20 protein-coding genes and 1 other RNA gene are annotated in these 26,961 nt (G+C 66.6%); 16 read left to right on the top strand and 5 right to left on the bottom strand.

What is annotated here, in order from left to right; translation table 11 throughout:
* Window positions 1-409 precede the first annotated feature (409 nt).
* The gene (locus EO170_RS00125) at window positions 410-1,078 is read right to left on the bottom strand and encodes a hypothetical protein (protein WP_115675585.1); all 669 of its coding nucleotides are present in this window, start codon (window positions 1,076-1,078) and stop codon (window positions 410-412) included.
* Window positions 1,079-1,358: 280 nt separating this feature from the next.
* Here EO170_RS00125 and EO170_RS00120 point away from each other — a divergent pair, with 280 nt between their 5' ends.
* Complete coding sequence (locus tag EO170_RS00120) at window positions 1,359-1,979, top strand: DUF4142 domain-containing protein (RefSeq protein ID WP_115675586.1); 621 nt, start codon at window positions 1,359-1,361, stop codon at window positions 1,977-1,979.
* 77 nt (window positions 1,980-2,056) lie between these two features.
* Here the strand turns inward: EO170_RS00120 and EO170_RS00115 are convergent, their stop codons facing one another.
* A complete protein-coding gene (locus EO170_RS00115; RefSeq protein WP_126941657.1) occupies window positions 2,057-2,356 on the bottom strand; it encodes a hypothetical protein in 300 nt (99 codons plus the stop codon).
* Between the two features lie 631 nt (window positions 2,357-2,987).
* Between EO170_RS00115 and EO170_RS00110 the strand changes: the two genes are divergently transcribed.
* The 10 genes from EO170_RS00110 to EO170_RS00065 all read left to right on the top strand — a co-directional run bounded on the left by EO170_RS00110 (window position 2,988) and on the right by EO170_RS00065 (window position 17,404).
* Window positions 2,988-3,308, top strand: a complete 321-nt coding sequence (locus EO170_RS00110) for a hypothetical protein (RefSeq protein ID WP_126941655.1) — start codon at window positions 2,988-2,990, stop codon at window positions 3,306-3,308.
* A 719-nt stretch (window positions 3,309-4,027) separates the two neighbouring features.
* A complete protein-coding gene (locus tag EO170_RS00105; protein ID WP_126941653.1) occupies window positions 4,028-7,144 on the top strand; it encodes a maltotransferase domain-containing protein in 3,117 nt (1,038 codons plus the stop codon).
* Complete coding sequence (treS, locus tag EO170_RS00100; protein ID WP_126941651.1) at window positions 7,141-10,491, top strand: maltose alpha-D-glucosyltransferase; 3,351 nt, start codon at window positions 7,141-7,143, stop codon at window positions 10,489-10,491. The genes EO170_RS00105 and treS overlap by 4 nt, the downstream gene beginning before the upstream one ends.
* Before the next feature lie 11 nt (window positions 10,492-10,502).
* Window positions 10,503-12,686: a 1,4-alpha-glucan branching protein GlgB gene (gene glgB / locus EO170_RS00095; protein WP_126941649.1), complete on the top strand. Its 2,184-nt coding sequence runs from the start codon at window positions 10,503-10,505 to the stop codon at window positions 12,684-12,686.
* A 387-nt stretch (window positions 12,687-13,073) separates the two neighbouring features.
* Window positions 13,074-13,373, top strand: a complete 300-nt coding sequence (locus EO170_RS00090; protein WP_104584421.1) for a hypothetical protein — start codon at window positions 13,074-13,076, stop codon at window positions 13,371-13,373.
* Window positions 13,363-13,635 carry a hypothetical protein gene (locus tag EO170_RS00085; protein ID WP_104584418.1) on the top strand — a complete coding sequence of 91 codons (273 nt, stop codon included), beginning with the start codon at window positions 13,363-13,365 and terminating at the stop codon, window positions 13,633-13,635. The genes EO170_RS00090 and EO170_RS00085 overlap by 11 nt, the downstream gene beginning before the upstream one ends.
* Window positions 13,632-15,185 carry a PepSY-associated TM helix domain-containing protein gene (locus EO170_RS00080; RefSeq protein ID WP_119130099.1) on the top strand — a complete coding sequence of 518 codons (1,554 nt, stop codon included), beginning with the start codon at window positions 13,632-13,634 and terminating at the stop codon, window positions 15,183-15,185. The genes EO170_RS00085 and EO170_RS00080 overlap by 4 nt, the downstream gene beginning before the upstream one ends.
* Window positions 15,186-15,354: 169 nt before the next feature.
* On the top strand, window positions 15,355-15,822 hold the full coding sequence (locus EO170_RS00075) for a metallophosphoesterase family protein (protein WP_126941647.1): 468 nt from the start codon (window positions 15,355-15,357) through the stop codon (window positions 15,820-15,822).
* 105 nt (window positions 15,823-15,927) lie between these two features.
* Window positions 15,928-16,002, top strand: a non-coding RNA gene (locus EO170_RS00070) — sX9 sRNA.
* 253 nt (window positions 16,003-16,255) lie between these two features.
* Window positions 16,256-17,404 (top strand): aldo/keto reductase, encoded by a 1,149-nt coding sequence (locus EO170_RS00065; RefSeq protein ID WP_126941645.1) that lies wholly within the window; start codon window positions 16,256-16,258, stop codon window positions 17,402-17,404.
* Between the two features lie 425 nt (window positions 17,405-17,829).
* On the opposite strand, the gene EO170_RS00060 is transcribed toward EO170_RS00065, so the two are convergent.
* The 3 genes from EO170_RS00060 to EO170_RS00050 form a co-directional block, all read right to left on the bottom strand.
* Window positions 17,830-18,756 (bottom strand): rhamnogalacturonan acetylesterase, encoded by a 927-nt coding sequence (locus tag EO170_RS00060; RefSeq protein ID WP_126941643.1) that lies wholly within the window; start codon window positions 18,754-18,756, stop codon window positions 17,830-17,832.
* Window positions 18,757-18,985: 229 nt separating this feature from the next.
* Window positions 18,986-20,605: a carboxylesterase family protein gene (locus EO170_RS00055; protein WP_164740845.1), complete on the bottom strand. Its 1,620-nt coding sequence runs from the start codon at window positions 20,603-20,605 to the stop codon at window positions 18,986-18,988.
* Entirely contained in the window at window positions 20,602-21,633 is a 1,032-nt protein-coding gene (locus EO170_RS00050; RefSeq protein ID WP_126941671.1) for an alpha/beta hydrolase, read from the bottom strand. The genes EO170_RS00055 and EO170_RS00050 overlap by 4 nt, the downstream gene beginning before the upstream one ends.
* Window positions 21,634-21,832: 199 nt before the next feature.
* On the opposite strand from EO170_RS00050, the gene EO170_RS00045 reads away from it, so the two are divergent.
* From EO170_RS00045 to EO170_RS00025, 5 genes are all read left to right on the top strand, one after another.
* Complete coding sequence (locus EO170_RS00045) at window positions 21,833-22,654, top strand: 2-keto-4-pentenoate hydratase (protein WP_115675598.1); 822 nt, start codon at window positions 21,833-21,835, stop codon at window positions 22,652-22,654.
* 36 nt (window positions 22,655-22,690) lie between these two features.
* Window positions 22,691-23,689, top strand: coding sequence for a TRAP transporter substrate-binding protein (locus tag EO170_RS00040; RefSeq protein ID WP_104586361.1), 999 nt, complete (start codon window positions 22,691-22,693; stop codon window positions 23,687-23,689).
* 10 nt (window positions 23,690-23,699) lie between these two features.
* Window positions 23,700-24,221 carry a TRAP transporter small permease gene (locus tag EO170_RS00035; RefSeq protein ID WP_164740843.1) on the top strand — a complete coding sequence of 174 codons (522 nt, stop codon included), beginning with the start codon at window positions 23,700-23,702 and terminating at the stop codon, window positions 24,219-24,221.
* Window positions 24,221-25,504 carry a TRAP transporter large permease gene (locus EO170_RS00030; protein ID WP_104586363.1) on the top strand — a complete coding sequence of 428 codons (1,284 nt, stop codon included), beginning with the start codon at window positions 24,221-24,223 and terminating at the stop codon, window positions 25,502-25,504. Before EO170_RS00035 ends, EO170_RS00030 begins: the two co-directional genes overlap by 1 nt.
* Before the next feature lie 214 nt (window positions 25,505-25,718).
* Window positions 25,719-26,961 (top strand): family 43 glycosylhydrolase (locus EO170_RS00025; protein WP_126941641.1); only part of this gene is annotated, 1,243 nt, incomplete at its 3' end.

The raw sequence follows: 26,961 nt of genomic DNA, 5'->3' as shown, positions 1-26,961 counted from the left end.
CTGCAAGCGGCAAGCAACGCCACGGAAAGAAACAGAAGTGCGCGCAGCGGGCGTGGGGCGGGACGTCTCAACGCAATTCCTTCAAAACAGCAATCGGCAATGATAGATGACGCCGGTCCACGTGGTGCGCCACCGCTGGCCAGGTGATCTGGTGCTTCCTGCTGCTTCCGAGCATTGGCCGATTGCGGGGTCGAGCGAGCCGCATCCGTTCTGGCCGGTGCAGGCCAACGGAAACAGCACAGCGCCACCTCGCATCGGCTTTTATGCCGTAGTGATAGTGATGGCGTGCCTGCTTCCGTTGAGCGGGGGCGCTTGGGCCTGCGTTGAGGATGGGCCAGTGGTTGGAGGTCGCGCAACCAGGTGTGCGCCTTCCTCTGCGGGAGTGCGGCGCACAGGGTGCCTGCGCTTGCTATGGCTTCTTTCGATACACCCCACCGAAAGACACGTTCATTCCGCCGCATTCCAGGTTGTCGTCGGCCAGCAGCATGTCGCCCAGCAACTGCAGGCGTACCTTGCAGGTGTTCTCGTTGACCTCGACGCGGTTGCCTTCTGGATAGCCGCGCGCGGTGACCGAACCCGTGTGCGGACCGCCCGGCGTCTGTTCCGGGTCGGGATAGGCACTGGGCCAGTACGCATCGCCGTTGACGGTGATGCTGCCGTCTGCGTTGGTGGTCAATTGCAGCGTGTTGTCGCCATAGTGCCAGTGGCCGTTCCACGCCTGCGGCGTGGGCGTGGCCGCGCTTGGTTGCATCTGCAGGCTGGACTGTGCGACCCAACCGGCGGTGCCGCCGCCCTTGTTGGGATAGAGCACGCAGACATAGGCATTGCGGCGCTGCGCCGTCAGGACGATATCGTTCTTGACCACGTAGGCGCGCTCCTGGCATGCGGCCCCGCCCGTGTCCGGGCAGCCATCGGTGTCCTTGAGCAGGTACAGGCGCGGCGGGATGACCTTGCCGAGGGAGAACGCCACCGGCGCGCTGGTGAACAACCCGTTGCGGCAGGTGGCATCGTCGCCGGCAGGTGCGGCGTGGACCAACGGCGAAACGCCCAACAGGGCAAGCATCCAGGCCTTATGCATGGCAATCACTCCAAATGTGGCGCAGTAGTGTGCGGCAAACCGGGCCGTCTTTCAGCAGGAAAGTGTCACCACACGCCACGCATGCCCAGCCGCGCTGACCCACGTGCAGTTCCACGCCCGTGCGCAAGCGCGGGCCGCCGCGTGCAGTGCGGTGCATGGTGCGGCGTTATGTCTTCGCCCTGCAGCCCACGCTTGTGTCTGATTCAACCAGTGGACGTGTATGAGCCCTCTTCACCTGGGGAGCGCGATGCTGCTGTCTTCAATCGAAAGGGAGTGGAGCATGAAACAATCACTGTTGGTCCTGTCCATGGTCGCGGCGCTGGCGCTCGCTGGCTGCAAGCCTGATGCCGACAAGGAGGCCGCAGCGCCTGCCGCGTCCACCGAGCCGACGCCGACCGGTGGCGCGGCGACCCCGACCACGCCGCCTGTCGGCGAAGCCAGCCCGGCGCCGGAAGGCGCGGCACGCGCGAGCTCCGGAGACGACATCGCCCTGGGCCTGCTCGGGGCGGTGAACAACCACGAGATCGCCGCAGCGAAGCAGGCGCAGGACAAGAAGGTCACCGGCGCGGTGCTCGAGTACGCGAAGATGATGGAGAAGGAACACACCGAGAACCTGGAAAAGACCAAGGCGCTGGGGACGTTGGCCGAAACCCCGGACGTCAAGAAGCTGGAGAGCAAGGGCGAGCAGGACCTGTCCACGCTGGGGCAGAAGTCCGGCAAGGACTACGCGGCGGCCTACATCGATGCAATGATCGCCGGGCACAAGGACGCGCTGCAGTTGATCCAGACGCAGATGATGACGGTGGCGTCGACCGAGCCGGTCAAGCAGCACCTGACCGAGACCAAGACGCACGTCGAGCAGCACCTGGCGAAGGCGGAAGCCATCAAGAAGACGATGTAAGCGTGGGCGTGGCAGGCCGCTGGTCTGCCACGCCTGGTTTGCAAGCGGCAAGGGAGCGATGTCGCCGTTTCCGAGCTTCAGGGACCCGAAAAGGGAATCAGGGAAACAGCGATTCCTCCCACAACTGCCAACAGCGCCAGCACGCTAAGAATTATCGAATACAGACGCCTGGAAAAATTGGGGCGCCGCCGGATGGCCCGAAGAATGGCGATCGGAATTAATGCATAGACCGCACAAAGGGCAATGAAGTACCAGTTGACCTGATAGGAGGAGCCCTTGCCCAGCGCGTTTCCGACTTGAAACAAGACCACTCCACCAACAAGCGACAGGAAAGAGCGGAGCGCGAATGCATTGGTGGTTCTTGTTTGAATGCTCATATAGTCACATCGATCTTGAGTATTGCCCCAGCCGGGATACCTGTGCAGGCTAAATGCACACGACAATGTACTGGTCTGTTTGTTGCGCCTTGCCACCTGGCCCCAGGATTGCCGATGTACTCACCTGCGGCGACCATGAATCCCATCAACGTGATCTCCTCTCACGCATCCACTGAACGTGATTGCTTCAGCACCCAGTGTCATCGCAGCTTTGCAATGACGTCAAATACGCTGCGGTGCTATCAACCAGCAAAATTGGCGACGGCCAGTACCCGCAAGCAACCGTGCATCCCCGCGCTGTCCCTCCGCGGGCGCTGTCTTAAGCAACTCGGCTTCTCTGAAGGCGTGGCCACAGGATGTGCAATGGATGACGCAGGCGTTTATCCCCCCGCGCCATGGGACTGGACTGACTACCAGCGCACCTTGGGCGGCCAGCTGGCCATGCTTAAGCCTACGCCGCTTGCGGTCCACGTGATAACCTGACCACCGCCGTTCTGGCGAAGACGGAACATCAGGTGGCTCAGCCGCCACCGTCGCAAGCGGTGCCGGAGCTGTCTCGCAGAGCCATGCTTAACGCAAGTCGCCCAGAGACAAGCACGTCATTTCAACTACTACCAGGGAGGTATTCATTATGAAGCCACGCACCACTGCTGCCACTTTCGCGCTGGCTGCGGCTTTAGGCCTCGGCCTGAGCGCCCCGGCTCGCGCCCAGGCGCCAGATCCTTGCTCGGTCTTTCTTTGCATGGCCAGCAAGACCGGCTTCGGCGCTCCGACTGCCGAATGTGCAGCACCAATTGGCGTCTTCCACGCCATCCAGGTGTGGGACCCGCACTTCGACTCGCCAGCCACGGCGGCGGCACGCCGGGCGTATCTGATGACTTGTCCCGGCGCGAGCGTCCCGAATCAGGCCATCTTGGAAGCCATTATCGGGAAATGGGGTTACAGACTTTGATGGTTATCACCCGCTAACTCAGAAACTTGCTTCTGAGATGTGCGGGAGTACCACCATACCCCTGGTCGCCACGTGGATGGCGCAATGCCTTTTTGTGCCATTGGGTTGCTAAACATCGGTCAATGGCAAGCGGATCCGCTGCCTTCGTACATTCGTCCACAGGAAAGCGCAGTCTGCCCCTCGTTCTTGTTTGCTCAGTTGGCCGCGTTCACGGTGGGCCCTGCAGGTGCACTGCGCGATTTCCCGCCAAGCAAAAAACGTGGTCTGGTTTAGTCAAAAACCAGACCACGGTATCCGACATCACCGGCGTTTCCTTTGCCGTTGCAACCGTGGCGATGGCTAGCAGTGCCGCCATGACGTAGCTCCGCATCCTTGCGCTCCTTGCAGGTCGAGGCCCTAGCCTACAACGCCTGGGCGTTGGTCAGCGCTGCCTGAGCCCTCACACTGCCGCGCTTGTTTGATTTTCGTCAATTCCACCGACACATGAAATTCGCAGCCGGGGTGCTTGACTGCATGGGTCAAGAATCGTTGCGGAGTTGCGCATGAGTGCAGTCACGGTAGGAAGGGTCGACCAGGGATCGGGTGGAGATGGGTCGATCCGGACGGGAGTTGGACTGGTGCGTCGTGAACGAGCGCCGGCGGATGTGCGGGGCGGGTCGGCCTGCATCGCTTTCTTTGTCACGGCGCGCGTATGCGCCGTGGTCGGCTGAGGGGGCGCCATGCGGATCTGTGTTCTCAACGAGGCAACCGGGGACCACGCCGGGCTGGAGCAGCGCTGCAGGTCGGCGCGCGAGGCGGGCTTTGATCATGTGGTGCTCGCACCGCCGTTTGCGCGCGACGCCCAGGGCCGGCTGAGTGAGGTGGCCGGTGCCAGCGAGGCCGACGCGCAGCGCCTGCGCGAGGTGGTGCAGGCCGCGCACCGCGCCGGCGTGAAGCTGCTGCTCGACGTGCGCCTGGACGAAGTGGGTGGCGACAGTGCGGTGGTACGCGACAACCCGCAGTGGTTCCGGGCGCGCAGCACGGCGGTGCCGGACCCGCGCCAGCCGCGTGCCACGCCCGAAGTGGCCGAGGCACGCTTCACCTATGCGCAGGAAGGTGCGGCACTGGTGGAGTGGTGGAGTGCGCGCCTGCTGGAGTGGGCATCGCAAGGCGTGGCCGGCTTCCGGCTGTTGCAGCCGCAGCAGGTGCCGGCGCAGCGCTGGCGCGAGCTGATCGCACGCGTGCATGCGCAGGCACCCGAGGTGGTGTTTGCAGCCTGGACGCCGGGCCTGGGCATCGAGGCCCTGCAGCAGCTGGCCGGTGCCGGCTTCGATGCGGCGTTCTCCTCGCTTGCCTGGTGGGACGGCCGCGGTAGCTGGTTCTTCGACGAAGACACCGCATTGCGCGCATTGGCGTCGCAGGTGGTCGCGGTGGTGGGCGCGCCCGAAGGCAAGCCTGCGGCCGCTGCCGGGCAGCACTGGCAGCTGGCCCAGGCCCTGGGCGGGGCATGGCTGCTGGACGAGGCACAGCTGGAGACGTTGCCGTTGTCGATCAGGGCGCGCGATGGCGTGCCGCCCAGCAATGCCGGCCTGCGCTTGCGCCCGCTGCTGCGCGAGGGCACCGGCCTGACGGCGGTGGCCATCGAGCCATTGGGCGGTTTGCCGTCGCTGCTGCTGATCAATGGCGATGCCGATCATGTGGTGCCGGTCCCGGCGCCGGACCTGTTGCGCCTGCTTGGCGATGCCGAGGCGCTGGTAGGCGAAGACGGCAGCACGCTTTCCGGCGCGACGCTGGAAGCATTGGAGCCGGGCGAGGTGCGGGTGTACCGCAGCGTGCCGGCACGGCATGTGCTGGCGGTGCCGCGCATGCGTCCACGCGCGCAGACCGCGGCCGCCTGGCCGCGTGTGTGCATCGAGTCGGTGACGCCGTCGGTCGATAACGGCCGTTTCCCGGTCAAGCGCACCGTGGGCGACCGCATCTGCGTGGAAGCCGATGCGTTCTGCGACGGGCACGACCGTATCGCGGTGGCGGTGCTGTGGCGCCCGGCCGATGCCAAGACCTGGGCCAGTGCGCCGATGCGTGCGCTGGGCAACGATCGCTGGCGCGCGGAGTTCCCGCTCGAGCGCATCGGCACCTATGAATTCCGCGTCGAAGGCTGGCGCGATGTATTTGCCACCTTGCATGCGGATCTGGAAAAGAAGCGCGCCGCCAACACGGTGCTGCCGGTGGATGTGCAGGAAGCCGTGGCCGTGGTGCAGGCTGCGCACGCACGCAGCACCGGTGCCTTGGCCGAGCGCCTGCAGGCCATCCTGACCCGCATCGGTGCGCAGAGCGAGCCGCTGCAGCAACTGGCGATCGTGCTGGAGCCGGATACCGCACAGGCGATGGCGGCGGCCGACGACAAGCCGTTCCGCTCCGAAACCCCGATGACCTTCCGGGTGGAGTCGGAGCGGCGCGCGGCGCACTTTGCCAGCTGGTACGAATTGTTCCCGCGCTCGCAAAGCGGCGATCCGCAGCGGCACGGCACCTTCGACGATGTGATCAAGCGGCTGGCGCATATCCGCGCGATGAACTTCGACGTGCTGTACATGCCGCCGATCCACCCGATCGGCTTGAACAACCGCAAGGGCCGCAACAACTCGGTCACTGCGGTCGATGGCGAGCCGGGCAGCCCGTATGCAATCGGCGCCAGCGATGGCGGGCATACCGAGGTGCATGCCGAGCTCGGCGGGCTGGACGGTTTCCGCCGCCTGATCCAGGCCGCGCGTGCACATGGGCTGGAGGTGGCGCTGGATTTCGCCATCCAGTGCGCGCCGGATCACCCGTGGTTGAAGGAGCACAAGGACTGGTTCACCTGGCGCGCGGATGGCTCGATTCCGTACGCGGAAAACCCGCCGAAGAAATACCAGGACATCGTCAACGTCGATTTCTACGCCAGCGGTGCGGTGCCGGACCTGTGGAACACGCTGCGCGATGCGGTGCTGTTCTGGGTCAACGAGGGGGTGACGCTGTTCCGCGTCGACAACCCGCATACCAAGCCGTTCCCGTTCTGGGAATGGTTGATTGCCGACATTCGCGGGCGCCGCCCGGACGTGGTGTTCCTGTCGGAGGCCTTCACCCGGCCGAAGATGATGTACCGGCTGGCCAAGTGCGGCTTCTCGCAGTCCTATACCTACTTCACCTGGCGCAACCACAAGCACGAGCTACAGGAGTACGTGGAAGAGTTGAACCAGGGCGTGCCACGCGAATGCTTCCGCCCGCATTTCTTCGTCAACACGCCAGACATCAATCCGCTGTTTCTGCAGAACAGCGGGCGCAACGGCCACCTGATCCGCGCCGCGCTGGCAACGACGCTGTCGGGGTTGTGGGGCATGTACCAGGGCTTCGAGCTGTGCGAGGCCACGCCGCTGGCGCCGGGCAAAGAAGAGTATCTGGACTCGGAGAAGTTCCAGCTGCGTGCCTGGCCCGAGCGTGCGCCCGGCGACATCGTCGATGAGATCACCCGCTTCAACCAGCTGCGCCGCATGCATCCGGAACTGCAGTCGCACCTGGGCACGCGCTTCTACCAGGCGCACAACGACCAGGTGCTGTACTTCGGCAAGTTCCTGGATGCCGGCTACCTGTCGCGTAGCCGCAGCATGGTGCTGGTGGCGATCAACCTGGACCCGCAGGCGGGCCAGGACGCGGACATCGAAATTCCATTGTGGGAGTTGGGCCTGCCCGATCACGCCAGTGTCGCGGTGGACGATCTGTGGGACGGCCACCGCTTCACGTGGCAAGGCAAGTATCAGCACATCCGCTTAGAGGCGACGCGGCCGTTCGCGTTATGGCGCATCCGCGCAGGAGAGGTCGCATGAATGCAGTCCCATCGTTACAAGCCGACGCGGAACAGTCCGCGGTGGTGGCAGATCAGCTTTGGTACAAAGACGCGATCATTTACCAGGTGCACGTCAAGTCGTTCTTCGACTCCAATGACGATGGCATCGGCGATTTCCCGGGCCTGATTTCCAAGCTGGATTACATCGCCGAACTCGGCGTGGACACCATCTGGCTGCTGCCGTTCTACCCCAGCCCGCGCCGCGACGACGGCTACGACATCGCCGAATACATGGCGGTGCATCCGGACTACGGCAGCATCGAGGATTTCGAGCAGCTGGTGGCGCAGGCGCATGCACGCGGCATCCGCATCGTCACCGAGCTGGTGATCAACCACACCTCCGATCTGCACCCGTGGTTCCAGCGCGCACGCACTGCGCCGGCCGGCTCGCCGGAGCGTGACTTCTACGTGTGGTCGGACACCGACCAGGAATACGAAGGCACGCGGATCATCTTCTGCGACACCGAAAAGTCCAACTGGACCTGGGACCCGGTGGCCGGGCAGTACTTCTGGCACCGGTTCTATTCGCACCAGCCGGACCTGAACTTCGACAACCCCGCGGTGCTGGAGGCGGTGCTGGAGGTGATGCGCTTCTGGCTGGATCGCGGCGTGGACGGCCTGCGCCTGGATGCGGTGCCGTACCTGATCGAGCGCTCGGGCACCTCCAACGAGAACCTGCCGGAAACCCACGCGATCCTGCGCAAGATCCGCGCCACCCTGGATGCCGAATACCCGGACCGCATGCTGCTGGCCGAGGCCAACATGTGGCCGGAAGACACCCAGCAGTACTTCGGCCAGAACGCCGACGAATGCCACATGGCGTTCCATTTCCCGCTGATGCCGCGCATGTACATGGCGATCGCGCGCGAAGACCGCTTCCCGATCACCGACATCATGCGCCAGACCCCGGAAATTCCGGAGAGCTGCCAGTGGGCGATCTTCCTGCGCAACCACGATGAGCTGACGCTGGAAATGGTCACCGATTCGGAGCGCGATTACCTGTGGCAGACCTATGCCGCCGATCGCCGTGCGCGTATCAACCTGGGCATCCGGCGCCGGCTGGCGCCGCTGCTGGAGCGCGACCGCCGCCGCATCGAATTGATGACCTCCCTGTTGCTGACCATGCCCGGCACGCCGGTGCTGTACTACGGCGACGAGATCGGCATGGGCGACAACATCCATCTGGGCGACCGCGATGGCGTGCGCACGCCGATGCAGTGGTCGATCGACCGCAATGGCGGCTTCTCGCGCGCCGACCCGGCACAGCTGGTGCTGCCGCCGGTGATGGACCCGCTGTACGGCTTCCAGGCCGTCAATGTGGAAGCGCAGATCCGCGACCAGCATTCGCTGCTGACCTGGACCCGCCGCGTGCTCAGCGTGCGCAAGCGCTACCAGGCCTTCGGCCGCGGCACCCTGCGCTTCCTGTACCCGGGCAACCGCCGCATGCTGGCCTACCTGCGTTGCTATCAGGACGAGACGGTGCTGTGCGTGGCCAACCTGTCGCACACGCTGCAGGCGGTGGAGCTGGACCTGTCCGAGTTCGAGGGCCGCGTGCCGGTGGACATCATCGGCGGCGGCAGCTTCCCGCCGGTCGGCCGGCTGACCTATCTGCTCACGGTGCCGCCGTTCGGCTTCTACGCGTTCCAGCTGGTCAGCGAAGGCACCTTGCCGGATTGGCATGTGCCCAGCCCGGTGCCGTTGCCGGATTACCGCACGCTGGTGCTGCGCAGCGATACCGACGAAAGCAACGCATTGCTGCCGCATCTGTCCACGCTGGAAGCGGAAATCCTGCCTGCCTGGTTGTCGGCACGGCGCTGGTTCTCGGCCAAGGACCAGGCACTGAAGCACGTGCGCATCTCGCGCCGTACGCCATTGCCTGGCGATGAGCCGATGAGCCTGCTGGAGCTGGACGTGGAGCTGGAAGACGGCCGCCACGAGAGCTACATGCTGCCGATCGGCATCGTGTGGGAGCGCGACCACCCCAGCACGCTGGCCGAGCAGCTGGCGCTGGCGCGTGTGCGCCAGGGCCGCGAGGTGGGGTATCTCACCGATGCCTTCGCACTCAAGCCGATGGTACGCGGGGTGATCGACGCCTTGCGCGACAACGCCGCGCTGGATTTCTGCGATGGCGACGATGCCTCGCAGCAGGGCCAGGTGCGCTTCGAGGCGACCCCGGCGCTGGCCACGCTGGACATCCCGCAGGATCCGGAGATCCGCTGGCTGTCGGCCGAGCAGAGCAACAGCTCGCTGGTGGTTGCCGACAAGGCGGTGTTCAAGCTGCTGCGGCACGTGGCCAATGGTGCCAACCCGGAGATCGAGATCGGCCGTTGCCTGACCGAGATGGGCTATGCCAATGCCGCGCCCTTGCTGGGCAGCGTCAGCCGCATCGACACGCAGGGCACCATCACCACGATCGCGCTGCTGCAGGGCTTCATTCGCAACCAGGGCGATGCCTGGCGCTGGACGCTGGACCATCTGGCGCGCAGCTTCGACGAGTACGCCACCGCGCAGACCGACGAATCGCGCGCCGAAGCCATCGCCGGGTACGACGCCTTCGCCGCGGTGGTCGGCAAGCGCCTGGCCGAGCTGCACGAAGCCTTGTCGCGCGACACCGACGATGCCGACTTCGCCCCGCAGCGCATCGACCTGCCGACTGCCAACGATGTGGTGGCCGGCGTCGCCCGCCAGGTCGAGGAGATGTGGGAGACGGTCAATGCGCGTCTGGCCGGCACCGATGACGCCACCGAACGCGAAGCGCTGCAGGCGGTGCTGGCCGAGCGCCCGCAGCTGGATGCCTTGCTCGCCCAGGCGCCGAGCGTGCTGGCCGATTCCCTGCTGACCCGCGTGCACGGCGACTTCCACCTGGGCCAGATCCTGGTGGCCTTCGACGATGTGGTGCTGATCGACTTCGAAGGCGAGCCGGCCAAGCCGCTGTCCGAACGGCGCGCCAAGGCCAGCCCGCTGCGCGATGTGGCCGGCTTCCTGCGCTCGCTCGACTACGCCAGCGAAGTGTCGGCACGTGGCGAGGAAGGCACCGCCGCACGCGCGGGCGTTGGCGTGGACACGCATCTGGACGAGTTCCTGGTGCAGTTCCGCCGCCGCTCCACACAGGCGTTTCTGGATGCGTACCATGCCGTGCTCGATGCCAGCACGCACCCGTGGATCGCGCCGGCGGCGTTCAATGCGGCCACCTTGCTGTTCCTGGTGGAGAAGGCCTGTTACGAGGTGCGTTACGAGGCCGCCAACCGCCCTGGCTGGCTAATGGTGCCGATCGAGGGCTTGCGACGCATCCTGCACCGCGCGCGCGCTGGTGCGGGAGACACATGATGAGTGGAGTGATGACAGCAGTGACCAATCGATGGGATCCCGGCGCGACCCGCGCCCTGGCCGAGGCACGCCATGGCGATGCATTCGCCATTCTTGGCGCGCACCCGACCGATAGCGGTCGGGTGCTGCGCACCTATCAACCGGGTGCCGACTACGTCAATGCCGTGCTCGACGATGGCCAGGTCATCGCGCTGGACGCGGGCCCGGAGCCGGGCCTGTTCGCCGGCGCGTTGCCGGCGCAGGGCGGGTATCGCCTGCGCATCGGCTGGCCCGGCGGCGAGCAGGACACCGCCGACCCGTACGCGTTCGGCCCGCAGCTCAGCGACTTCGACCTGCATCTGATCAGCGAAGGCCATCACCTGCAGCTGGCCGATGCACTCGGCGCCAACGTGATCGAGGTCGATGGCGTACGCGGCACGCGCTTTGCGGTGTGGGCGCCCAATGCCACGCGCGTGGCGGTGGTGGGCGACTTCAACAGCTGGGACGCACGCCGGCATCCGATGCGGCTGCGGCACCAGTCCGGCGTGTGGGAGCTGTTCGTGCCCGACGTCGGCCCGGGGGCGCACTACAAGTACCAGCTGCGCGGCCCGCATGGGAACGAGTTGCCGGCCAAGGCCGACCCGGTGGCGCGGCGTGCCGAGCTGGCGCCGGGCACCGCCTCGATCGTGGCCGACCCCACCCCGCACCAGTGGAGCGATGACGGCTGGATGGCCACGCGCGCGCGCCGTCAGGCGCACGACGCACCGATGAGCATCTACGAGATCCATGCCGGTTCCTGGTTGCGCCAGGAAGGCGTGGACTTGGACTGGGATGGCCTGGCCGACCGCCTGATTCCGTACGTGGCGGACATGGGCTTCACCCATGTCGAGCTGATGCCGGTGACCGAGCATCCGTTCGGCGGCTCGTGGGGCTACCAGCCGCTGGGCCTGTTCGCGCCGACTGCGCGCTTCGGCTCGCCGGATGGGTTTGCCCGCTTCGTCGATCGCTGCCACCGCGAAGGCATCGGCGTGATCGTCGACTGGGTGCCGGCGCATTTCCCCACCGATGCCCACGGCCTGGCGCATTTCGACGGCACCGCGCTGTACGAACATGCCGACCCGCGCGAAGGCTTCCATCGCGACTGGAATACGCTGATCTACAACCACGGGCGGCGCGAGGTGTCCGGGTTCCTGATCGCCAGTGCGCTGGAGTTCCTGCAGCGCTTCCACGTCGATGGCCTGCGCGTGGATGCGGTGGCCTCGATGCTGTACCGCGACTACAGCCGCAATGCCGGCGAGTGGGTGCCCAACATCCATGGCGGACGCGAGAACTACGAGACCATCGCCTTCCTGCGCCGGCTCAACGAGGTGGTGCGCGAGCATACGCCGGGCGCGGTGATGATTGCCGAGGAATCCACCGCATTCCCCGGCGTCACTGCCGACGTGGCGCATGGTGGCCTGGGCTTCCACTACAAGTGGAACATGGGCTGGATGCACGACACCCTGCATTACGCCGCACTGGATCCGATCTACCGCCGTTACCACCACGGCGAGCTGACCTTCAGCATGGTCTATGCGTATTCGGAGCGCTTCGTGCTGCCGATCTCGCACGACGAAGTGGTGCACGGCAAGGGCTCGTTGCTGGGCCGCATGCCTGGCGACGACTGGCAACGGTTCGCCAACCTGCGCGCCTACCTGGGCTACATGTTCACCCACCCGGGGCGCAAGTTGCTGTTCATGGGCTGCGAATTCGGCCAGCCCACCGAGTGGAACCACGACGGCGGCATCCCCTGGCATCTGCTGGACGACCCGCGCCATCGCGGCGTGCAGACCCTGGTGCGTGACTTGAACCGGCTGTATATCGAATACCCCGCGCTGCACGCGCAGGATGACGACCCGGCCGGGTTTGCGTGGGTGGTGGGCGATGACGCGGCCAACAGCGTGGTCGCGTTCCTGCGCAAGGGCAAGCGCGGCGACGCCCCGGTGCTGGTGGTGATCAACTTCACCCCGATCGTGCAGCACGGCTACCGCGTCGGCGTGCCGCAGGGCGGCCAGTGGCGCGAGGTGTTCAACAGCGACGCCGGTATCTATGGCGGCGCGAACCTGGGCAATGGCGGTGTGGTGGGCGCCGAGCAGCAGTCCATGCATGGCCATGCGCAATCCCTGCCGCTGCTGTTGCCGCCGCTGGGCGTCGTCGTGCTGACGCCGCAGGGCTGATGCAGCACCCACGGCGCCGGACGGCTGGTCCGGCGCCGTGGCACCTGTTAGATTGCGCGCCATAGAGTGGTGAGACCGTGTTGCGTGCGCCTGTCGGGCGGCGCAGCTGGGTGTCGACCACTGATATCAGGCGGCCCGGGGAGGGCTGCCGGGCACAGCCGCCGCCATGCCTTCCGTCGATCTCGTTACGGGAGCGTTGTGCGTGGGCGTTTTGAGTGCTGCTGCTTCTTCGATGCTTGAGTGGCCTGTTCCCGTCGTGCGCAGGGTCGGGCGCGCAGATGCACCCGTGCGGGCTGCGTATTCGGGGTGTGCCGGGGCGCCGGGCGGCGGCACGCGGCCTGTGCTTTCGGGCGGCTTGTCGCCCTCCGCTTCGATGCAGGTGCAGGCATGAGCGGCCTGATGACGGCGTGCTATCTGCTCGCCGCTGCGGTCTCGGCGCTGGCGTTCTACCTGGCAACCAGGCATCAACGCCTGTGGCCGCAGCGCCGGCTGTCCGCGCGTGCGCTACGCCTCGGCGCCAGTGCGTTGCTGCTGCTGTCGCTGGGCTGCGCCATCGCTGCATTGGGGACCTGGGCCGGCATCTTCGCCGCAGTGACGGCGTTGATGCTGGTGGCGGTGGCGCTGCCGTACCTGGATGCCTGGCAGCAGGCGCGCGTGCAACGCAGGCAGGTGCGCCATGTGGGCTAGATGGCTGGCCGCCGTGGTGCTGGGGCTGCCGCTTGCGGTGGGCGTGGTCGGCCTGTGCGCCTTGGTGCTGCCGGGGCCGCAGCGGAGCTACACGCTGGCGTGGTTGCTGCTGATGTTTCCGGCATGGATCGGTGCGATGGCCTTGCCGTTCGTGTTTCGTAGCGCACCGCGTGCCTGGGTCGTGCTCGGCGGGCTGACGCTGCTGTGCTACCTCGCGCTTGCAGGCATCAAGGCCGTGGGCTGGACGGAGCTGGGCGCATGAAAGCAGCGACCTTGCGCGCGTTTCTGTCGGTCCATAGCTGGATGGGCCTGTTGGCCGGCATGGCCTTGTTCATCGCCTTCTATGCCGGTGCCATCACCGTGTTTACTCACCAATTGAGCGGCTGGCAGGCCACCCCGCCTGCCACGCAGCCGGCGCCGGCAGATCCTGTCGCCGCCGCGCAGCGCCTGCTGGATGCGGTGATCGCCCGGCATCCGCAGGTGGCCGACTCCTTCCTGGTGCTGCTGCCCGGCGAGCACGGGCCACTGGCGCGGCTGTACTGGTACGGCCCGCAGGCCGAGGCCAGCGGTGGCATGCGGCAGTATCAACAAGCCGCCGATGGCAATCTGCTGGAGCTGCCGCAGCGGGTGGGCTTTGCCGACTTTCTCTATGACCTGCACTTCACCGCCGGGCTGCCGCGCGTGTTCGGCACCTACCTGTTCGGGGTGGTGAGCGTGTTGTACGGGCTGGCCCTGGTCAGCGGCGTGGTGCTGTATGCGCCGGTGTTCTTCAAGGACCTGTTCGCGCTGCGCATCGGCACCAACGTCAAGCGCCTGTGGCAGGACGCGCACAACGTGGTCGGCATGCTGTCGCTGCCGTTCCATGTGATCTTCGCCTGGTCCGGTGCGGTGTTGTGCCTGGGCGTGCTGCTGCTGGCGCCGTTCCAGTTCCTGGTGTTCGATGGCAAGCTGATGCAGATCCTGGAGCCGGACTTCCAGCTCACCCCGCATGTGCAACCGGCCAGGCGTGCGGCGCCGGTGTTGCCGCTGGCGGTGCTGCTGGACAAGGCGCGCGCGGCCAGCCCGGGGTTCGTACCGGAAAGCATCGGGTTTCACGATGCAGGCGATGCCAATGCGCGTGCGGAGGTGTATGGCCATCACGCGCAGCGCCGGCTCAACACCCTCGGTGGCGTGGCGCTGGACGCGGCAACCGGCCAAGTCCTGCGCGTACTCGAACCAAGGACGATGTCACCAGGCACCGCTGCATTGCGCGGGCTGCAAGGGCTGCACTTCGGCAACTTCGGGCAGGCGCCGGTGCAGTGGCTGTATTTCCTGCTCGGGCTGGGCGGCGCGTTCCTGTTCTACAGCGGCAACCTGCTGTGGATCGAAACACGCCGCAAGCGTCGCCTGGTCGATCAACCGCGCCGCACCCACGCGATGGCGCGCCTCACCGTCGGCGTGTGCCTGGGCAGCGTGGCCGGCGTCTCGGCGCTGTTCATCGCCGCGCGCCTGCTGCCGCAAGGACAGGAGCGTCATGTCTATTACGCGGTCTTCGCGACCGTGCTGGTGTGGGCACTGATCCGCCCCACCGCACGTGGGGCGTACGAGGTGTTGCTGGCCTGCGCAGGCCTGACGGCGCTGATTCCGCTGGCCAGCTGCGTTTCCGCGCGCGGCGTGGTGCTGCCATGGCAGGACGCCACGGTACTCGGCGTGGACCTGATCGCGCTGGTGTTGGCATGGGCGTACTGGCAACTGGCGCGTGCAAGCAAACGGCGCGGACTGCAGGGCGATCCCAACAGCGTCTGGGCCTGGAAAGCGCGTACAACACAGTGAGTCGATGCACCGAGTTGATTGATACCCGGCACGCCACGGTGTGCCGGGCAACAGCTGCCATGGCGAGGTTGGCCGCTGAACATGCTGCCGACGCGAAAAGGCGCCACGTTGACGCAACGGCATCACCCGGCAGTGCATCCTCATCGCCCGCCACCTTCACCCACACCCGATGACGGCTGCCGCCTTACGCATTGGCCTGATCTCCGACACGCACGGCCTGCTGCGGCCCGAGGCCGTGGCTGCATTGCAGGGCTGCGCGGCGATCATCCATGCCGGCGACGTGGGCAAGCCGGAGATCCTTACCGCGCTGGGCGCGCTGGCACCGTTGCATGCGATCGCCGGCAATATCGACAACACGCCGTGGGCAGCGCAACTTCCGCAAACGCTGGACCTGCTGATCGCAAATGTGCGCATCCATGTGCTGCACGATCTGAAAACGCTGGCAGCGGATGTCGCCGCAGATGTGATCATCAGCGGACATTCGCACAAGCCAGCGGTCCAGACACGCGACGGGGTGCTGTACATCAATCCGGGCAGCGCCGGCCCGCGTCGCTTCAGCCTGCCGATCAGTGTGGGCACGCTGTGGCTGGGCGATGGCCCACCGCGGGCACAGGTACAACTGCTGGAAATACACTGATGGACGTTGGATCCATGCAATAAGGACTTGTGCAGGGATCTGGAGTGGCTAGCAAAACGACTGCACAGCCGTCAGGCAGGCGCGCTCGGTGCTCGGAAGCAACATATGCCACGCATGCACTGCGGTTCTGAGTGTGCCGTCCGCACACAGTCGACTACCGCTCGCGACGCTGTGTCAGCCGCTCTTAGGCAACGCCACGCGATGAAGTGTAGCGGCCCGGAACACAGGCCACTTCTGCATGTCCCGAGCATGCGGTGCATGCAATGACCACCAGCAGCGACCGCTGATAACCTGTGCTGACGTGCCTGCTTGTCTAAACCTGCACGCGGGCCGTTCGTTGCCTGCATGTGTACGCGCGCGCGCCTTGCGCTGACCTGGTCTGCACGCAGGCGGGACCATGCTTGTGCATCGAGTCGCCGCAAGGATTTCCCCCATGAATACCCGTCGCCAGTTCCTTTCCGCCGCCGCTGCCGGCACCGCCGCATTGGCCGCCGCCCCGTTGTTGGCGCAGACCTCCGCGCCCGGCAGCGTGATGCCCACGCGCGGCAAGGCCGCCGCCGCCGCGTTGCCGACCAATCCCGCAGCCAAGGCCGCGCGCTATCGGCCGTCGAGTCGTCTGGGCTTTGGTGGCGTGGCGATCGGCAACGGGTTTGCGCCCACCAGCGATGCGCAAAGCGAAGCAACCCTGGCGGCAGTGTGGGAATCGGGCGTGCGCTATTTCGATACCTCGCCGTGGTACGGCCTGGGCCTGTCCGAGCGTCGTACCGGCCACCATCTGCACAATCACGCTGCAGTCGACTACGTGCTGTCGACCAAGGTCGGGCGCCTGCTCACCGCCACCGACAAGCCGCCGAAGACGATGTGGCAGCAGCCCTCGCCCTTCGACTACCGCTACGACTACAGCGCCTCCGGGGTGCGTCGGTCCATCGAAGACAGCCTGCAGCGGCTGGGCGTGTCGCAGATCGATATCGCCTACATCCACGACCTGTCCCCGGAGAACGAGAAAGACCTCGGCATGCCGTGGGAACAGCGCTTTGCCGAGGCGGTGAAAGGCGCGATGCCCGAGCTGACCAAGATGCGCAAGGAGGGCCTGATCAAGGCCTGGGGCTTTGGCGTCAATCGCCCCGAGCCGGCCTTGCGTGCGATCGAGGAGGCCGATCCGGATATCTTCCTGCTGGCCTGCCAGTATTCGTTGCTCGACCACGCGCAGGCGCTGCACGACACCTTCCCGAAGATCGCAAAGCACGGCGCGTCGGTGGTGGTCGGTGCGCCGTTGTTGGCGGGCTATCTGGCCGGCCGCGAGCGGTATCTCTACGACGGCACCGTGCCGGAATGGGCACCGGCCAAGCGCCAGAAGGCACTCGCCATCTGCGAGCGCCACGGCGTGGATCTGCGCACGGTGTCGCTGCAATTTGCCGCCGCGCCGAAGGTGGTGTCCGCGGTGATTCCGGGTGCGCGCACGCCCGAGCAGGCGCATGCGAATGCGGTCTCGATGCGCGTGGCGATTCCGGCAGCGGTATGGGAAGAGCTCAAGCGCGAGCAGGTGATCGAAGCGGATGCGCCAGTGCCTGTCGTGAGCTGATGCAGCTAGGAGCGACCAACAAAATCTGGCGAGCGAGTGCTTGTCAGTGAGTGCAGGGTCGACTGCGCGGTCTCTTCACCGCTCGCGGCACACGCCGTGAACCCATCCCCGGGGGCGCGGTGGCGGCATCCGTGCCGCCACACGGTCCCGCAATTGGTGAAGACACCGCACCAGACAGTTTGCTGGTTGCTTTATTAAAGACTGTGCTACCGACCCTCTCGACTGGTCCTTGCCCGCCCATCGTCGCGGGACCTTGAGCGGCATGGATGCCGCGCCAGAGCCTACATGGACGTCCTTGCGGCGTGTCTCGCGATGGTGGGCGGCGGGCAAGGGCCCTGCAGCCAGGCAGCACATCAGCCGGCCTGCAATTGACTGGCGTCAAGTAGTTTTGTTGGCCGCTCTAGTTGATCAGATGAAATGACGCATCACGGAATCAACAGCGGCCGCAACGCGGGCACGTGCTTTGCCAACTCGTCGGCAACAATCGCCGCGAACAGATCCGCGCCGTCCGCACCAAGATGGGTGTAGTCGAACGCGAGTTTGGCCTGGCCCATCGGCTCGGCGTTGGCATTGTCCTGCGCGCTGGCGGAGACGCTGCCCGCTGCCGCAATCTTAGACGGCGGCGGCGCATGCAATGCCTGCACCGGCGTCTTGCCAATCGTGGTGCCCGATTGCGCGGCAAGCACTTGCGCGGGTTCGGCAGGCCGCTGCGCCAGCCGCATCGCCAACACCGGGCCCATGCCCTGCACCAGCGCACGACTGCGCGCATGCAGATCGATCAACGGCACCTGCAATTCCTGCGCAACCTTGCGCGTGGCCTCCGCCCACGGGCCCAGGTCATCCACTAATTGGCCGCGCGCGAACTGCCGCCGCGTCAATGGCGTGACCAGCACCGGAATCGCACCGGCGGCGCGCGCCTCGGCCACATACCGGCGCAGGTTGGCGGGGAATTCGGTCGTCAGGTCGGTGGAACGCCCCGGTTTGCCGGGTTGGTCGTTGTGACCGAACTGGATCAGCACATAGACCTGTCGATAACCGCCGCTGCGCAGCTCGTGCAGCGCGATCTCCCACGACCCTTCGGCACGGTAGTTGGAGGTGCTGCGGCCACCGCGCGCCAGATTGAGGCAGCTCAGGAACGAGGTCACATGCTGTGCGCAGAAACTCGGCCCCCAGCCACCTTGCACGGCAGTGGTGGAATCGCCGACCAGCACGATCTTGCTGGCGGCAAGCTGCGTTCCGGTCGCGGGCACGCCAGACGCGGGCACGGGTGCAGGCGGCGCCTCAACAGCGTGTGCAGCAGGTATAGCGGTTGCTGCCAGCAGAACCAGCGGTACGAGAGACGGGAAGCGCATGAGTCACCAGAGACGAAGAAGCGATCAAGGAACGGATGTCAGTCGGAAGACGAACGGAAGACGAAAGGCAGGCAGACGCCGAAATCGAGTTGGAAGACCAACGGCAGTCAGAAAGCCCAAGCACGATCACCGGGGCCACGCCTTGATTGGCGCCACCCTGTGGCGGCAAAACCCTGCCGCTGCAGCCGGCCGTCAGCCCGCGCGAGGTGGCGCTCCACCATGCAAGCACTCAAAACGTGCCGCGTTGAATGAAAGGCGCTTGCTGGTACAGCCTGCGCTCGCCACCGCGCGGGTCGTGCTCCAGCCGGCTCGGTATATCGAACAGCAGCGTCTCGCGGCGTTGCAGCGAATACGGCGTCCAATGCGGCAGGCTGCGATGATTCGGGTTGCCGCTGCGCGCGAACGCCAGCAGTGCCTGGCTCATCTGCGCGGCCATGCGCTGCGCATCGGCACCGTCGCCGGTGCGCGCGCCGGGCTGCGCAATGGTGTCGAAGACCAGCGGAATATCCAGCGTGTGGAAGGCGCCGAACTTGCCGCCATCCAGCGGCGAGCCCCAGTCCAGCTGATACACCCAGGTCGGTGCGCCCTGGCGCGCGCGCGCTTCGGCCTCTTCGACCGCGCCGCGCCACGAGCGGCCGGCGGTGGTCGCCGCAAAGAACACGTCCGAGGGCGAGTACTGCGGATACAGCCGGCGATATTCGGCAATCACCACCTGCGGCAACAGGTCGACGTATTGCTGGCTTTCCAGCCTGGCCGGCAGCTCGTCCCAGCTCAACGCGAAGTTCTTGGCGTCGTTGCCCAGAAACGCGCGCGTCTCGTCGCGGGTATTGCCGATCACCATGGGAATGCGGGCCGATTGCAGTGGCGCAGTCGGCCAGAACGGGTGCACCGGCACATTGCGCGCATCCAGCACCGGGCCGAAATACAACGCGCTGTTTTCCACCCGCGAGGGGTCGCGCAGCTGCGCGGCAGCCAGCAGCTGCGCCACCGGTAGCGTGCGGATCCGCGCAAGCTCGCCTGGCGCAAGTTTCAGCGCATCCAGCAGCAATTGCGCGCGCTGGGTGGCCGCGCGTGGCCCTGCCACGGTGACCTGTTGCCCGCTCATGGTCCAGGCGCGATGGAACAGGCCGCGCGCGGCCGGCATCGCCATCAGCGTGGCGATCTTGGCGCCGCCACCGGACTGGCCGAACACGGTGACGTTGCCGGCATCGCCGCCGAATTCGCCCGCGTGCTGGCGCACCCACTGCAGTGCCTGGATCAGGTCCAGCTGACCGGCATTGCCGGAGTCGGCAAAGCCGGCATCGCCCAGCTGCGCCAGCGACAGATAGCCGAACAGGTTGAGCCGGTGATTGACGGTGACCACCACCACGTCGCCGCGCTTGCACAGGCGCACCCCGTCGTACAGCGGGTCGCTGCCGGAGCCGGTGGTGTAGCCGCCGCCGTGGATATAGAACAGGATCGGCCGCTTGCCGCCATCGCGCAGGCCCGGCGTCCACACGTTGAGAAACAGGCACTCCTCGCTGGTGGGTTCGCTGGCCTTGAGTTGCGGTGCGGCCGCACCGTAGGCGCCGGCATCGCGCACGTCCTGCCAAGGCGTTTCCAGCACAGGTGCCTGAAAGCGCCGCGCGGCGGTGTCGCCGCCGTACGGGATGCCCTTGAACACGTAGATGTCCTGGTCGCGATAGCCGCGCAGCGCGCCGCCACGCACGCGTGCCAGCGGCGCGCTGTCATCGCGTGGCGGCGGTGCGGCCGCGCCGGCGACGCCGGGCAGCGCTGCTGCGGCAGTGGCAAGCAGCCCGCCACGCAGCAGCGTGCGTCGGCGCGTGTCGGGCATGGACGGCGCTGTCATCGCGCCGCGTCCTGCGCAGGGATCACTGCCGGTGCCGGTGCCGGTGAAGATGCAGATGCAGGCGTCTGCCCCCTGGTGACATGCGCGATCCAGGCCTGCGCCAGCTGAGGCCATGCGGCCACGGTCAGGCCGGTGCCGCTGGCGGTGCCGAAGCCATGGCCGCCCTGCGGGAAGACATGCAGCTCGCTCGCTACGCCGGCGCGCAGCAGCGCCTCGTGCATCAGCAGGCTGTTGCGCACCGGCACCACGGTGTCGTCCTGCGCATGCAGCAGGAAACTGGGCGGCGTGCGGGCATCCACATGCAGTTGCGGCGAATACGCGCGCACCTGCGCGGCGTCTGGATTGCTGCCGAGCAGGCGCTCACGCGAGCCCGGGTGTGCGTTGGCGCTGTCCATGTCGATGACCGGGTAGATCAGCAGTTCAAAATCCGGCCGCGCGCTCAGCGCATCGGCCGCGTCCTGGGCCGGGTACACCTGCGCGGCGTAGCGCGTGCCTAGGCTGGCGGCGACATGGCCGCCGGCCGAAAAGCCCATCACCCCGACCCGTTGCGCATCAATGCCGTAGCGGGCGGCATTGGCGCGGATCAGCCGCAGCGCACGCTGTGCATCGGCCAGCGGCACGTCGGCGCCGTTCCGGTGGCCTTCGCCGGGCAGCCGGTAGCGCAGCACGAACAGGGTGATACCGGCCTGGTCGACGAAGCTCGGCACCAGCGCGCTGCCTTCGTTGTCGAGCACGATGCGCTGGTAGCCGCCGCCGGGGGTGACCAGCAGGGCGGTGCCGTTCGGCTGCCGGGGCCGGTAGACCACCAGATACGGCGTGCTGATCTGCTGGATATAGCGATCGGGCAGCGCAGGGTCGCTGCTGCGTTGGACGATGCGCTGCGGCTGCTGCAGCGCCTTGTCACCCGGTGCCAGCCCCTTGGGCCACAGCGGGATCCGGCTGGCCTGCTCGGCTGCGGTCTCGGCGCCGGGTGCCTCGGCGGCCAGCACCGGCCCTGCCAGCAGCAAACCCATCACCCCCACCGTCATGCACCGGCGCATGAGGCTCGAAAACGCGGCAAACACGCGCGTCTGGCTTGTCTGTTCCATCCACCCCTCCCAGGGTTGCTTCGTTCCTGCGGCCACTTTGCCGCACTGCACATTGCCAATGACACCGGTTTACCATATACAGCACACCGTGCCACTGTCGATTGGCAGTGCAACAAAAACACCTATCAGGGAGACACCCTTGAGCAACGACGCCGCCACCCCGCCATCGTCCACATCCTCGCTGTCGCAGATCGCGCAGCGCTTTGTGGAGGCACGCCGTGCAGGGGCATCGCTGCCCGACTTTCCCGGGCAAATCCCTGACGATCTGGTCACTGCCTACCAGGTGCAGGATATCGCCATCAGCCAGTGGGACGACCGGGTGGTCGGCTGGAAGGTGGGCTATATCGCTGCCGAGCGCCGCGACCATTCCGGCGACGAGCGCCTGCTCGGCCCGATCTTCTCGCACAAGCTCTGGAATGCTACCGGTGGAACAACCGAGTTCCCGATCTACGCGGGCGGCTTTGGCGCGGTCGAGGCCGAGTACGTGCTACGCCTGGACGCGGACGCGCCGGCCGAGCAGACCCACTTCACCCCAGAGGAGGCGGCGCAGCTGCCGGCCACCTTGTTCATCGGCGTGGAGATCGCCAGCAGCCCGCTGGCCACCATCAACAAGCTGGGCCCGCGCGTGGTGATCTCCGACTTCGGCAACAACAACGGCCTGATCCTGGGCCCGGAAGTGACCGACTGGCTGGCGCGCGACGAATCTGCACTGACCGCCGAAACCCTGATCGACGATCAGCTGGTCGGCACCGGCGGGGCCACCACGTTGCCGGGCGGGCTGCGCGCCGCCTACGCATTTGCGCTCGGCCGTTCGGCCCGGCGCGGGCGTCCGCTCAAGCGCGGTGATCTCATCGCCACGGGCAATGCCACCGGTATCCATGACATCGAAGTGGGACAGCATGCCCTGATTCGCTTCGCCGGCATCGGCGACATTTCCTGTACGGCTGTGTCCGCCAAGTAACGCCGGACCAGTGACCAGACGCTTGGGAGGGCGCCAATGATCACACGCAGACATTTCCTCGGTGCCGGGCTCGGCGCCGCCGCAGCCGGCCCCTGGCTGGGCGCCGGCGCCACCACGCCGATTCCCGGCGGGCAGCTGCTCACCGCCACCGACGTGCACGTCGGCGACTACCCCACGGTGGAAGCGGTGCGCTGGTTCGGCAAGCAGCTCGAAGCGCGTACCAATGGCCGGCTCAAGCTGCGCCAGTACCACTCCGGCCAGCTCGGGCGCGAGTCGGAGGCGATCGACATGGCGCGCTTTGGTGCCATCGACATCACCCGCGTGTATTCGGGTGCGTTGAACAACACCTTTCCGCTGACCCAGGCGCTGTGCCTGCCGTACGTGTTCGACTCGGTGCCGCATCTGCGCCGCGCCATCGATGGCCATGTCGGCGACAGCGTGCTGCGCAGCTTCGAGCAGCGCGACCTGGTGGGCCTGGCCATCTACGATTCGGGCGCGCGCTGCTTCTACAACACCAAGCATCCGCTGCACCGCCCGGAAGATCTCAAGGGCCTGAAACTGCGCGTGGCCTCGTCGGACATCTTCCTCAAGCTGATGCGCATGCTGGGCGCCAATCCCACCCCGATGTCGCTGGGCGAGACGTTCTCGGCGATGGAAACGCACATGATCGACGGTGCGGAAAACAACATGCGCAGCTTCCAGTCCAGCCGGCATTTCGAAGCCGCGCATTACTGGTCGCAGAGCGAGCATTCCTACGCGCCGGACATCCTGGTGATGTCGCGGCAGAGTTTCCAGTCGCTGAGCCCGGCCGACCGCGGCCTGGTGGTGGAGCTGGCACGCGCCTCGGTCCCGGTGATGCGCAATCTGTGGGATGCCTCCGAGACCATCGCGCGCAAGCAGGTGATCGACTACGGCGTGAAGCTCAACCAGGTCGACATGCCGGCGTTCCGCGCCGCCGCCGCGCCGCTGCTGGCCGAATACCGCAAGCAGCCCGAGATCGAAGCGCTGTACCGCCGCATCCGCGATTTTGCATAGAGGTGACCCGATGACCGAACCCGAGACCGTCGCCGTCCCGGTCGCGCCGTTGCAGCGCGCGCTGGACCGCGTTTCCGATACCGCCGTTGGCGTGGCCTCCATCGCGCTGCTGGGCCTGGTGGTCGTGCAGGGCTGGCAGGTGTTCACCCGCTACGTGCTCAACGATTCGCCCAGCTGGACCGAGCCGGTGACGTTGCTGTTGCTGAGCACCGCGCTGAGCCTGGGCGCGGCCGCCGGCGTGCATACCAACCGCCACTTCGGCTTCTACCTGCTGGGCGAACACGTGCCACCGCTGGTGCGCCGCGTGTTCGACCTGATCCGCCCGCTGATGATCATCGCCATCGGCGCGGTGCTGGCGTGGTGGAGTGCGGCGCTGCTGCTCGATGGCCTGGACATCAAGATGGCCGGCGCGCAGATGCCGCAGAGCATCAATTACCTGCCGCTGTCGATCGGCGGCGCGCTGATGGTGCTCTTTGCCTTGTTCAAGCTGTGGCGTGTGCTGCGCCCGATCCAGGCCGGAGGAGTGCGCTGATGGGCATCGCCATGTTGTTGGGAACCTTCGTGGTGCTGCTGCTGATCGGCGTGCCGGTGGCCTACGCCTTGGGCGCGGCCGCACTGGCCACGCTGCTGTATCTGGACCTGCCCACGGTGGTGCTGGTGCAGCAGATTTCCGCCGGCAGCGGCTCGGCGTCGTTGATCGCCATCCCGCTGTTCATCTTCGCCGGCGAGTTGATGTTGCGTGGTGGTATTTCCGAACGCCTGATCGCGCTGGCCTCGTCGCTGGTGGGGCGCGTGCGTGGTGGCCTGGGGCAGGTCAGCGTGTTGTCGTCGCTGTTCTTCGGCGGCGTGTCCGGCTCGGCGATTGCCGACGTCTCGGCGGTCGGCGGCACCATGATCCCGCAGATGATCAAGCGCGGGTACGACCGCGATTACGCGGTCAACGTGAGCATGACCGCCGCGCTGGTGGCCTTGCTGGTGCCGCCCTCGCACAACCTGATCCTGTTCTCGGCCGCGGCCGGTGGCGGGCTGTCGATCGCCGATCTGTTCGCCGCCGGTATCTTCCCCGCGCTGCTGATGACCGCAGCAATGATGGTCACCGGCTATGCGGTGGCACGCCATCGCGGCTACGGCACCGAGCCGTTCCCGGGCTGGCGTGCGGTGGCGTTGCGCCTGTTCGGCGCATTGCCGGGCCTGGGCCTGGTCGCGTTGATCTTCATCGGCATCCGCGCCGGTATCTTCACCGCGGTGGAGAGCGCGGCGATCGCGGTGGTGTACGCCTTGATCGTCACCGCGCTGCTGTATCGCCAGCTGCGTTGGGCCGAGTTCTTCGCGGCAGTGACGCATGCGGCACGCACCACCGGCGTGATCCTGTTCGTGATCGCCACCGCCGCGGTGTTCGGCTGGTTGCTGGCCTACCTGCAGGTGCCGGCAGCGGCGGTGAAGTTCCTGCAGGCCATCGCCGACAGCAAGAACACCGTGCTGCTGATGATCGTGGTGATGCTGTTGCTGCTGGGCATGTTCATGGACCTGGCACCGAAGATCCTGATCTGCACGCCGATCTTCCTGCCGGTGGTCAAGGCCTACGGCATCGACCCGATCCACTTCGGCCTGGTGATGGTGCTGGCCGGCGGCATCGGGCTGATCACCCCGCCGATCGGCTCGGTGCTGTTCATCGGCACCTCGATCGGGCAGATCACCATCGCCCAGAGCATGCGCACGATCTGGCCGTTCTGGCTGGCGGCCTTGTGCGTGCTGTTGATCGTGGCGTTCTTCCCCGAACTATCGCTGTGGTTGCCACGCGCATTGCGCGCGTAACGCCATGACGCGCTAAGCGATCGGGTGCCTGGTGGATGGGCGTGATCGATGCGGCAGGTGATGCCGCATCGATGCTCCACCTGCCGGGCGCGTGCGACGCCTTGCCGAGCGTGCAGGACGTTGCTGCCGGCGGGAGGGTTCCGCCTCATCCGGTTAACCGGTGGCATTGCCCACCGGTTGCCGCCAAGCCCCGGGATCGGGGACAGGAGAGAGCATGCGTACAGGTATCACTTCATCCCGATGGCGTTGGCTGCTGGCCAGCGGCCTGCTGCTGTGTGCCGGGCTCGGTGCCGCGGCCGACTGGAAGCGCGGCATCGAGCACCAGCGCGTTGCCGACCAGGGCAACGGCACCTTCCTCAACCCGGTGCTGGCAGGCGACCACCCCGACCCGTCGGTGCTCAAGGACGGGCAGGACTACTACCTCACGCTGTCCTCCTTCGATGCCTATCCGGGCCTGCCGATCTGGCATTCGCGCGACCTGGTCAACTGGCAGCCGCTGGGCCACGCCATCACCCAGAACGTCGGCGCGATCTGGGCGCCGGACCTGATCAAGCACGGCAAGCGTTATTACATCTACTTCCCGGCGCGGCGCGGCGACCAGGGCGAGCGCAGCAATTTCGTGGTCTGGGCCGACGACATCACCGGCCCGTGGAGCAAGCCGATCGACATCGGCCTGGGCAAGTACATCGACCCCGGCCATGCGGTGGGCGAGGACGGCAAGCGCTACCTGTTCCTGAGTGGCGGCGATTACGTGCAGCTGTCCGACGACGGCCTGAAGGTGGTCGGCACCCCGAAGCACGTCTACGACGGCTGGAAATATCCGGAAAGCTGGGACGTGGAAGGCTACGCGCAGGAAGGCCCCAAGATCACCCGCCACAACGGCTGGTACTACATGACCACCGCCGTGGGCGGCACCGCCGGCCCGCCGACCGGGCACATGGTGATCACCGCGCGTTCGCGCTCGATCCACGGCCCCTGGCAGAACGCGCCCAACAACCCGATCACCCGCACCAGGAGCGCCGACGAGCCGTGGTGGTCGCGTGGCCACGCCACCCTGGTGGAAGGCACCGACAAACGCTGGTGGATGCTCTACCACGGCTACGAACACGGCTACTGGACGCTGGGCCGGCAGGCACTGCTCGACCCGATCGAGTGGACCCCGGATGGCTGGTTCGTCGCCAAGGGCGGCGACCTCGGCACGCCGTTGAAAAAGCCCAGCGGGCAGGCCCTGCCGCATGGGCTGGCGTTGTCGGACGACTTCCGCGCCAGCGCGCTGGGCCCGCAGTGGTCCTTCTTCAACCCGGCCGCCGACGAGGCCAAGCGGCTGCAGGTGGGCAATGGCGTGCTGCGCCTGCAGGGCAAGGGCAGCGCCCCGCGCGATGCCTCGCCGCTGACCGTGATCGCCACCGACCAGGCCTACCAGTTCGAAGTGCAGATGACCGTGGCACCGGGCGGGC

It is taken from the genome of Xanthomonas sp. BRIP62409, from assembly GCF_003992965.1.
Taxonomy (GTDB): domain Bacteria; phylum Pseudomonadota; class Gammaproteobacteria; order Xanthomonadales; family Xanthomonadaceae; genus Xanthomonas; species Xanthomonas euroxanthea.
This window is presented reverse-complemented; position numbering and strand designations above follow the sequence as displayed.